At 39.8% G+C, this 2,337-nt stretch carries 2 protein-coding genes; both read left to right on the top strand.

Going from position 1 to position 2,337, the window contains the following annotated elements; all coding sequences use genetic code 11:
* Nucleotides 1-720 (top strand): MtaA/CmuA family methyltransferase (locus A9239_RS06260; RefSeq protein ID WP_069575240.1); only part of this gene is annotated, 720 nt, incomplete at its 5' end.
* Nucleotides 717-1,544 carry a methylthiol--CoM methyltransferase gene (locus A9239_RS06255; RefSeq protein ID WP_048155349.1) on the top strand — a complete coding sequence of 276 codons (828 nt, stop codon included), beginning with the start codon at nucleotides 717-719 and terminating at the stop codon, nucleotides 1,542-1,544. The genes A9239_RS06260 and A9239_RS06255, both read left to right, overlap by 4 nt.
* Nucleotides 1,545-2,337: the final 793 nt, after the last annotated feature.

Below are 2,337 nucleotides of genomic sequence, written 5' to 3'. Positions count from 1 at the left end.
GAACTGAGGAAGCGGTACGACGGTATGCTTCCTGTTATCCCACTATTGACATCTCCTTTTACGATAGCAAGTCATATAGCAGGCGTCGAAAACATAGCAAAGTGGACAAAGACCGATCCGGAAAAAGCACATGCCTTCATTGAGGCAGCAACAGATTTCGTGATAGCTTACGGGAAGCTGCAGACTATTTACGGAGCACACATTGTCTTCCTCGCCGATCCTTCGGCTTCCGGGGATCTGATTTCTGCGGAAACATACCGAGAATTCGTACTCCCTGCTCACAAAAGAATAGCAAAGGAGATAAGCTGTCCCCAGATCCTGCACATCTGCGGAGATACCAGTAAACTTCTGCCCTACATAAAGCAGAGTGGAATTGACTGCTTCTCCTTCGACGCCGTTCCGGTCTGGTATTGCCGTCAGGTAGCGGGCAATGAAATGTCCATCCTCGGAAGCCTGGATGTTATAGATCTTATGCCAAACGGAACTCCCGAACAGGTTTATAACAGAACAAGGGAATGCATCCTGCAGGGAGCTGATATTGTTGGGACTTCGTGCGGACTCTCATTTGGAACATCACTCGAAAATCTCAGGGCCTATGTCAGGGCCTGCAAAGAGACAGCAATTCCGAAATGTGATGATGTGGAAGACATCATCAGGCAGATCGGAGTCGGTATTGGAAGAAACATGAAGGAAAATGTCCTGGGAGGGATGCAGGAATGATCAGGCATATCGACGTTGCAGCTCAGAAGATATTCGAGATGAAAGAAAAAGAGCCTGCAAAATTTAAAAGACTCATTGACGAAGGGATCATGATCGGCCTTGGGGTAGACCTTGCAGATCGGAACGAAGAAATGGCCCCTGCCAATAAGATAAAGAAACAGAACAGGCCAAAAGATCCCGAATACGCATCCGTAGCAGAATCTGTGATAGAAGGAAATAGTGAAGAAACAGTAAAACTCACATCTGCCCTACTTGAAAAAGGAAAAGATCCGACAGACCTGGTTTTGAACGCCCTTATGCCCGGAATCCAGACCGTGTGTGAGCTTTACGACATAGGGGAAAGCTATGTGCCTGAAATCCTGCTGGCAAATGAAGCCCTTATCGGAGGGGTGGAACTCTGCCAGGAAAGGATAGGAGAAGTTCCCTCCCAGGGGAAGGTAGTATCCCTTGTTATTGAAGGAGATGTGCATGACATAGGCAAGAACATTGTAGTCGCTATTCTCAGGGCAAATGGTTTCGAAGTAGTTGATATGGGAAGTGATATAACAGTGGAAGAAGCCGTTAAAGCCGTAAAGGCAACAAATGCTGACCTTGTTACCGGAACAACCCTTATGAGTACAACCAAAGGGGGCATTAAAGACCTTGCAGAAATCCTTTACTCTGAGGATGTTCCCGTAGCCTGCGGCGGTGCCGCAATCGATAAGAATTTCGTCGAGACCTTTAGCAACTCAGTATATGGAAAAACCCCACTTGATGCGGTAAAAATAGCAAAGAAGATCTGTGCAGGAAAGAGCTGGAAAGAAGCCCGCAACGAACTTTACTGATTCTACTTTACTTTTAGCTCTCTTTTTTATTTTTCTTTTTTTTACTTTTAGCTCTCTTTTTTATTTTTCTTCTTTTTTATTTTTAGTTCCAATCTTATTTTTTATATTTAAATCGGTAAATAAATGCTTTAAGATAACAAATAAGTAATGTTGAAAAGTGAAAACTTTCCTTTTGATGATTTGAATTATGTACAGGTAGTCAAAACAAGAATAAATGGAGTACTTAAGAAAGTCGAGAAGTTCTGAACTCAAAATGGACCTTAAAGGAACACTTCTGACATTCAGGCGTTTTAAAACATCAATCGGATAAAGATGGGCCATCAATATTTTCTTAAAAGAAAAATAGAAATATTCTGGTTATTTTAGACATGTTTTCAGCAGATATTTCTGATATGGTTTGATTACTGACAGAATTACGCAACTCTATAATTTATGTGAGTAAAATTCTGCATGTTTAATATATAGTATTAGATATTGGAATAAATGTATATAAACTAAATTTATGTATTATATGCCTTTTTCTATATTATGCTAACTACCTTCAATTAAATACTCAAACGTACATATTAATAAATGTCAGTGTAAAAACTATGAATTTTTACAAAAAATAGACATTTATTGTATATATTTTCGGAACCTGAAAGAGAACTTGTAAAGAGAATCTTAAAAACAGGACATTTCAAGTTTTTACCTGACAGCAGATCACTCCTTTTTCCCTTATGGGTTCCTTTCAAAAACGAGCTCTTTTGTGATCTAAACGCAAAGTATAACTTATTAATATATAATATATAAA

Origin of the sequence: Methanosarcina sp. A14 (assembly GCF_001729375.1) — an archaeon.
Lineage (GTDB): Archaea > Halobacteriota > Methanosarcinia > Methanosarcinales > Methanosarcinaceae > Methanosarcina > Methanosarcina barkeri.
The sequence above is the reverse complement of the archived record's forward strand: the minus strand, read 5'-3'. Positions and strand labels throughout refer to the sequence as shown.

Excerpts from the sequence above, each read along its gene's own strand:
- A9239_RS06255 (WP_048155349.1), top strand. The coding sequence starts at position 717 with ATGATCAGGCATATCGACGTTGCAGCTCAGAAGATATTCGAGATGAAA.